At 73.8% G+C, this 6,809-nt stretch carries 7 protein-coding genes; 5 read left to right on the forward strand and 2 right to left on the reverse strand.

Going from position 1 to position 6,809, the window contains the following annotated elements; translation table 11 throughout:
* Positions 1-293: helix-turn-helix domain-containing protein (locus tag GT042_RS24205; RefSeq protein WP_161310841.1), on the forward strand; the 293-nt coding region annotated here is incomplete at its 5' end.
* Here GT042_RS24205 and GT042_RS24210 read toward each other — a convergent pair.
* The gene (locus tag GT042_RS24210; RefSeq protein ID WP_161310842.1) at positions 233-625 is read right to left on the reverse strand and encodes a VOC family protein; all 393 of its coding nucleotides are present in this window, start codon (positions 623-625) and stop codon (positions 233-235) included. The two genes, GT042_RS24205 and GT042_RS24210, sit on opposite strands and share 61 nt — an antisense overlap.
* Positions 626-757: 132 nt before the next feature.
* Here GT042_RS24210 and GT042_RS24215 point away from each other — a divergent pair, with 132 nt between their 5' ends.
* Together GT042_RS24215 and GT042_RS24220 are read left to right on the forward strand one after the other, a co-directional pair.
* Positions 758-1,597 carry a response regulator transcription factor gene (locus tag GT042_RS24215; protein ID WP_161310843.1) on the forward strand — a complete coding sequence of 280 codons (840 nt, stop codon included), beginning with the start codon at positions 758-760 and terminating at the stop codon, positions 1,595-1,597.
* An 8-nt stretch (positions 1,598-1,605) separates the two neighbouring features.
* Positions 1,606-2,724, forward strand: a complete 1,119-nt coding sequence (locus GT042_RS24220; protein WP_161310844.1) for a HAMP domain-containing sensor histidine kinase — start codon at positions 1,606-1,608, stop codon at positions 2,722-2,724.
* Between the two features lie 129 nt (positions 2,725-2,853).
* On the opposite strand, the gene GT042_RS24225 is transcribed toward GT042_RS24220, so the two are convergent.
* The gene (locus GT042_RS24225; protein WP_161310845.1) at positions 2,854-3,762 is read right to left on the reverse strand and encodes a S1 family peptidase; all 909 of its coding nucleotides are present in this window, start codon (positions 3,760-3,762) and stop codon (positions 2,854-2,856) included.
* Between the two features lie 716 nt (positions 3,763-4,478).
* Between GT042_RS24225 and GT042_RS24230 the strand changes: the two genes are divergently transcribed.
* Positions 4,479-4,820, forward strand: a complete 342-nt coding sequence (locus tag GT042_RS24230) for a DUF1232 domain-containing protein (RefSeq protein WP_161310846.1) — start codon at positions 4,479-4,481, stop codon at positions 4,818-4,820.
* Positions 4,821-5,149: 329 nt separating this feature from the next.
* On the forward strand, positions 5,150-6,748 hold the full coding sequence (locus GT042_RS24235; RefSeq protein ID WP_345943896.1) for a glycoside hydrolase family 13 protein: 1,599 nt from the start codon (positions 5,150-5,152) through the stop codon (positions 6,746-6,748).
* Positions 6,749-6,809 lie beyond the last annotated feature (61 nt).

Genomic DNA, 6,809 nt, shown 5'->3' on the forward strand with positions numbered 1-6,809 from the left:
TGGCCGCGACCGCCGACGCCGTCGGGCTCGGCGCCCGCCAGCTGCACCGCCGCTCGCTGGACGCCTTCGGGTACGGGCCCAAGACCCTCGCCCGCGTGCTCCGCTTCCAGCGCGCGCTGGGTTTCGTACGGGCGGGGATGCCGTACGCGTCGGCTGCCACGGCCGCCGGATGCGCGGACCAGGCGCATCTCGCGCGCGAGACCCGCGAGCTGGCGGGTCTCACCCTGGGCGCCTACGCCGCGCTGGCGAAGAGCGAGACCTCGCAGCCGTCCGGGTCGAGGACGATCGCGTAACGCTGTCCCCAGACGGCGTCCCACGGCTCGAGGTGCCCCCGGTGCCCGGCGGCGGTCAGCGCCGCGTACGTCGCGTCCACCTCGGCGGGACTCTCGCAGAGGAAGGCGAGCCCGATCCGCCCGCCTCCCTTCGGGGGCGTGAAGCCCGGGTCGAAGGACCGGACCGTGTCCTCCGTGTCCCAGAGGACCCGCGTACCGCCCGGAAGCCGGACCTCCACGTGGGGCGCGGCGTCCGCGTCGGCCGGGATGTCCAGGCCGAGGAGGCGGTAGAAGGCGAGCGAGGCCGCCATGTCGGAGACGACCAGGGAGGTCGCGTCGAGTCGAGGAGTCATGCACCCACCGTAGGCACCCGCCGCCCCGTGGTCTTGAAGGAATCGGACGTGGGGCTCGTACGCATCGGACGTCATGGTTTCGTAAGAGGTGAGGGGCGGTGCACCGGTCGCCGTCCGAGGAGACTTGCCGTCATGCACACCATCCTGGTCGTCGACGACGATCCCACCGTCGCCGAGGTCGTCACCGGCTACCTGGAACGGGCCGGCTTCGCCGTCGACCGGGCCGCCGACGGGCCGCAGGCGCTGCGGCTCGCCGCCGGGAAGCCGCCCTCGCTGGTGCTGCTCGACCTGATGCTGCCCGGTATGGACGGCCTGGAGGTGTGCCGCAGGCTGCGCGCGGCGGGGCCCGTACCGGTGATCATGCTCACCGCGCGCGGTGACGAGGACGACCGGATCCTCGGGCTGGAGATCGGCGCGGACGACTACGTCACCAAGCCGTTCAGCCCCCGGGAGCTGGTGCTGCGCGTCGAGTCCGTCCTGCGGCGGGGGCGCCCGGACCGGGACGCGTCGGCCGGGCCCCGGCTGACCGTCGCCGGGATCACGCTGGACCCGGCGGCCCGCCGCGTCACCAAGGACGGCCGGGTGCTCTCGCTCACCCTCCGGGAGTTCGACCTGCTCGCCCACCTCATGCGCCACCCGGGGCAGGCCATCGCCCGGGAGCAGCTGATGCACGACGTGTGGGGGTGGGAGTTCGGCGATCTGTCGACGGTCACCGTGCACGTACGGCGGCTGCGCGGCAAGGTCGAGGACGATCCGGCGGCCCCGCGGCTGATCCGTACGGTCTGGGGGGTCGGCTACCGCTTCGACGTACCGGCGGAGGCCCCGGCGGACCCATCGTCGGAGATACCGGCGGACGCATCGGCGGAGGCACCCGTGGAAGCACCCGCCGCCGCGGCGCTCCCCCCGTCCGTGACGTCGTCCGCCGATGTGACGTCCGCGACGCCCGCCCCCGTACCGTCCGACGGGAGCTGAGGAGCACCATGACCGACATGCTCCTCATCGCCCTGTACGCGTTCCTCGGCGCCGGGGCCGCCGGGCTGCTCGGCGCCCTCGTCCTGCGGCTGCTCCGCCACCGCTCGGTGCTCGTCTCGCTGACCGTCGTCGCCGCGGTCACGGTCGTCGCGATGCTCGGGGGGACGCTCGCGGTCGCCTGGGCGATGTTCCTGTCGACGCACGACCTGTCGGTCGTCACCACGGTCGCGGCGATGGCCGCGGTCGTCTCGCTCGCCACCGCGATGCTGCTGGGCCGGTGGGTGGTGGCCCGGAGCCACGACCTGGCGCTCGCCGCCCGCTCCTTCGGGAACGGGGGCAGCTTCGCCGCGCCCGACGGGGACTCCACCGCCGAACTGTCCGAGCTGGGCAGGGAGCTGGCCGCGACCAGCGCCAAGCTCGCCGCGTCCCGGGAGCGGGAGCGCGCCCTGGAGACCTCCCGTCGTGAGCTGGTCGCCTGGATCTCGCACGACCTGCGGACCCCGCTCGCCGGCCTGCGCGCGATGTCGGAGGCGCTGGAGGACGGGGTGGTCCAGGACCCGGACCGCTACTTCCGGCAGATCAGGGCCGAGGTCGAGCGGCTGAACTCGATGGTCGGCGACCTCTTCGAGCTGTCCCGTATCCACGCCGGGGCGCTGGCCCTCGCGCCGACCCGGATGTCGGTCTACGACCTGGTGGGGGAGGCGCTGGCGGGGGTGGACCCGCTCGCCAGGGAGCACGGGGTCCGGCTGGTCGGCGGGAGCATCGAGGCCGTGCCGGTCGAGGTGGACGGCAAGGAGATGACCCGCGTGCTGGCCAACCTGCTCGTCAACGCCATCCACCGGACGCCCGCCGACGGCACGGTCGCGGTGGCGGCGGTGCGGCGGGCGGACTCCGTCGTGCTGTCCGTCACGGACGGCTGCGGGGGGATCCCGGTGGAGGACCTGCCCCGGGTGTTCGACACCGGCTGGCGGGGCACCCCGGCCCGTACGCCCCCGGCGGGCGCGGGGCTCGGGCTGGCGATCGTCCGGGGCATCGTGGAGGCCCACGCGGGCCGTACCGCCGTCCACAACGTCACGGGCGGCTGCCGCTTCGAGGTCACGCTGCCCGCGGCGGCGGCCCTGGGCTGAGGCCGGGAAGGTCCCCGCACGCCCCGGAACAGACGTGTCCCCGGCCGCCGGACGGGCGCGATGCCCGCCCGGCGACCGGGGACGTTCCGTCCAGAAGGCGCTGACGCGCCTGGAAGACGTTTGACGTGCTTAGAAGATGCTGACCCCGTAGACGCTCAGCGCCTCCGTGACCGGCTGGAAGAACGTGGTGCCGCCGGAGGAGCAGTTGCCGCTGCCGCCGGAGGTCAGGCCCAGCGCCACGGTGCCGGCGAAGAGCGCGCCGCCACTGTCGCCCGGCTCGGCGCAGACGTTGGTCTGGATCAGGCCGGAGACCGTGCCCTGCGGGTACTGGACGGTCGCGTTGGTGGCCTGGACCGTACCGGTGTGGACCCCGGTGGTGGAGCCACTGCGGGTCACGCGCTGGCCGACGCTGGCGTTACCGGCGGACGAGATCTCCTGGTACGAGCCGTTGTAGAGGGAGACCCGGCCGTCGGCGAGCGACGCGTTGGCGAGACGGATGATGCCGTAGTCGTTGCCCGGGAAGCTGGTTCCCGCGCGGGTGCCGAGCGCCGAGGTGCCCGCCGAGTTGGTGTACCAGTTGGCGCTGATGTTGGTGCAGTGCCCGGCGGTCAGCGCGTAGTACGTGCTGCCGCTACGGACGTTGAAGCCGAGGGAGCAGCGGCTGCCCCCGGCGTAGATGGCCTGGCCGCCGGCGATGAGGGGGGTGAACGTGCCGGGGGTCTTCTTGATCGTGAGCTTGGAGTCGTCCGGGACGGAGCCCTTGATCTCCGATATCTCGGCGGCGGAGACCGTGCTGTCCACGGTGACGACGACCTTGCCGGAGGCGGCGTCCGTGTACCAGGCGGAACCGACGACGGCGGCGCTGCGCACGCCGGCGTCCGCGGCGGCGAGCTGGGTCGCCAGGGGGGCGACGGGGGCGGGCTGGGCGATAGCAGTCGGGGCCGCAAGCGCGGCGACGGTCACCAGACCGGAGGCGACCGCGAGAACACGGACGCGTCTGGAGATCGAGCCGAGGGGGGAAAGGCGCTTGAAGGTCACAACATCCTCCATTGATGGGGGAAACGCGCGGCCCGTCGGGTAAGCGGACCGCTGGCGTGCGACTGTCCACCGCCATTCGGTTTTGGCCGTGAACCTGTCAATCGCACGGAGTGAATAGTTGACTCCAGTTCCCTTTCTGGACAAGGCCCACTTCTGGACCGCCGGAGCGCGCCGCCCGGCGCGCGGGGACGGTACGGCCCGGGGCGGGCGGCGGCGGCCGGAAGGATCACGGTCCGGCGGCGGGATGTGGCGTACACGGGAGGGGCGGGTGGTGCGGGAGTGCACCCGTGTCGCGACCGGGAGTGAACCGGGTGTCCATGGCACGTACCCCTGCCGAGCACCGCAGTTGTCCGATGACGTCATCCGGCCGTGCGCCGGAGGGCTGCGCGGGCGCCTGCCGCGCCGGACGTGACGCGCGTAGCGTCCGGCGGACCCGCCGCGCCTGCTGAAGGGCGGCCGAATACGAGATCAACTCCCGGGGCGCGGGAGCCCGTTGTGACCTGTATCACCGATATGCCCGCACGATGATCTTGGCCGGATCTGATCGTATGCGGCCTCCTGGCCCGCCGAACAGCCTCATGCGGCTCGCCGATTCGGCCGGAGGTGCCCCCTTGCGTCCGTGGTGGCGTATGTGCCGCCGGTGCGCGTGGTGGGACGGGCCGTCGCGGGGTACCGGTAGGGAGACCTGAACCAGGACCCCGGCGGAGGAGACCGCAATGAGCAACGAACTCATGATTCTCATCGCCGTCGGCGTCGTGCTAGCGCTGATCACCCTCGCCGGCGCGCTCACCCTCGCCGTCCGTCTCGTACGGGCCCGGCGCGCGCTGCGGGCCGCAGGGGTGCCGGAGCGGCGCAAGTGGATGTTCTGGGCCGCGATCGGCTACCTGATCCTCCCCACCGACCTGGTGCCGGACCCGGTGTACCTCGACGACATCGGCGTCCTGCTGCTGGCGCTGCGCTCCCTCCGCTCGTCCGAGGCGAAGGGGCAGTACGCGGTCCAGGCCGCCCGCGCCGCCGCGCGACTCGGCCGCGCCAAGGACGTACGGACTCCTCGCTGACGCCCCGCTGACCCGGCGTCCCACGCGGCCGGGCCGCCACCGGACCACCCACCGCCCCCGTGCGCCCCATCACTCCCGCGAGCCCCACCGGTTCCGCGCCGCCCTGCTCTCCTCTTGCGCCCCCTGGGGGATGATCGCACCGCACGCCACCCAGGCGTCCCCCGAGCACGGCACGAGAGGTTTCAGTGACACAGCACGCGATCCCGGACGTCAGCGCCGACGGCCAAGACCGCACCGGCTCCGGCCACGCCCCGGCCACCTCCCCGGGCGGGCGGGCCGCCCCCGGCGGGCCCCGCCCCGACTGGTGGCGCGAGTCCGTCGTCTACCAGGTGTACGTCCCCAGCTTCGCCGACGCCGACGGTGACGGCATGGGCGACCTCCGGGGCATCACCGACCGCCTCGGGCACGTGGCGGACCTCGGCGCGGACGCCGTCTGGCTGACGCCGTTCTACCCCTCCCCGCTCGCCGACGGCGGCTACGACGTCGCCGACTACCGGGGCGTCGACCCCCGCCACGGCACCCTGGACGACTTCCGCGCGCTCCTCGCCAGGGCCCGGGACCTGGGCCTCCGTACCATCGTCGACATCGTCCCCAACCACTGCTCCGACCAGCACCCCTGGTTCCAGGAGGCACTGGCGGCGGCCCCCCGCTCCGCCGCCCGCGACCGGTTCATCTTCCGCGAGGGCACGGGCCCCGGCGGCGCCGAGCCGCCCGCCGACTGGCAGTCCAAGTTCGGCGGCCCCGCCTGGACCCGGGTCCCGGACGGCCAGTGGTACATGCACATCTTCGCCTCCGAGCAGCCCGACCTGAACTGGGACAACCCCGAGGTCGCCGCCGACTTCGAGGACACCCTGCGGTTCTGGCTCGACCTCGGGGTCGACGGGTTCCGCGTCGACGTCGCGCACGGCCTGCGCAAGGACCTCGCCCCGCCGCTGCGCGACACCCACGGCGGCGACACCGCGCCCCTCAACTCGCCGCCCGCGGGCCTGAACCACCCGTTCTGGGACCGCGACGAGGTCCACGACATATACCGCGTCTGGCGGAAGATCACCGACGCGTACGCACCGCCCCGGATCATGGTCGCCGAGGCGGGGGTCAGCGCCGCGAGGCTGCCGCTCTACACCCGGCCCGACGAACTCCACCAGGCCTTCAACTTCTTCCACCTGCGCTGCCCGTGGGAGTCCGGCGCCTTCCGGGACGTCGTCGACACGTCGCTCGCCGACGCGGCGACCACCGGCTCCCTGCCGACGTGGGTGCTCTCCAACCACGACGTCGTACGCCACCGCACCCGCTACGGCCTCCCCGAGGGCACCGACCTGCGGGCCTGGGTCACCGGCGACGGCCGCGAACCGGCGGTCGACGACACCCGCGGCCGGCGGCGCGCCCGGGCCGCCGCGCTGCTGACCCTCGCGCTGCCCGGGACCACGTACCTCTACCAGGGCGAGGAACTGGGCCTGCCCGAGGTGGCCGACCTGCCGGCGGAGGCCCTGCGCGACCCGATGTGGGAGCGCACGGGCCACGGCCAGAAGGGCCGCGACGGCTGCCGGGTGCCGCTGCCGTGGACACGGGACGGTTCCTCGTACGGCTTCGGCGCGGGCGGCAGCTGGCTGCCGCAGCCCGACGGGTGGGGCGAACGCTCCGTCGAGGCGCAGACCGGCCGGGCCGGCTCCTTCCTGGAGCTGTACCGTACGGCGCTGGCGCTGCGCCGGGACTTTCTCGGCGACGAGAGCTTCACCTGGCTGCCGTCGGCCCCCGGCGAACTGGCCTTCCGGAAGGGCGCCGGCCTGGTGTGCCGGGTCAACCTCTCGGACCGCCCCGTACCGCTCTCCGTGCCGGACGGGGCGGAGCCCCTCCTGGCGAGCGACCCCCTGCCCGACGGCCAACTCCCCCCGGACACGGCGGTGTGGCTGCGAAGCGGGGCAAGGTGACCTCGGGGGCGGCCGGTCCGGCCGGCCGCCCCTAGGGCGTGTCCGCGAAGTGGGGTCTGGC

This window comes from Streptomyces sp. SID3212 (genome assembly GCF_009865405.1).
Lineage (GTDB): Bacteria > Actinomycetota > Actinomycetes > Streptomycetales > Streptomycetaceae > Streptomyces.

Bases quoted from the DNA above. Each gene is read 5' to 3' on its own strand.
- GT042_RS24215 (WP_161310843.1), top strand. From the start codon at position 758: ATGCACACCATCCTGGTCGTCGACGACGATCCCACCGTCGCCGAGGTC.
- GT042_RS24220 (WP_161310844.1), top strand. From the start codon at position 1,606: ATGACCGACATGCTCCTCATCGCCCTGTACGCGTTCCTCGGCGCCGGG.
- GT042_RS24230 (WP_161310846.1), top strand. From the start codon at position 4,479: ATGAGCAACGAACTCATGATTCTCATCGCCGTCGGCGTCGTGCTAGCG.
- GT042_RS24210 (WP_161310842.1), bottom strand. From the start codon at position 625: ATGACTCCTCGACTCGACGCGACCTCCCTGGTCGTCTCCGACATGGCG.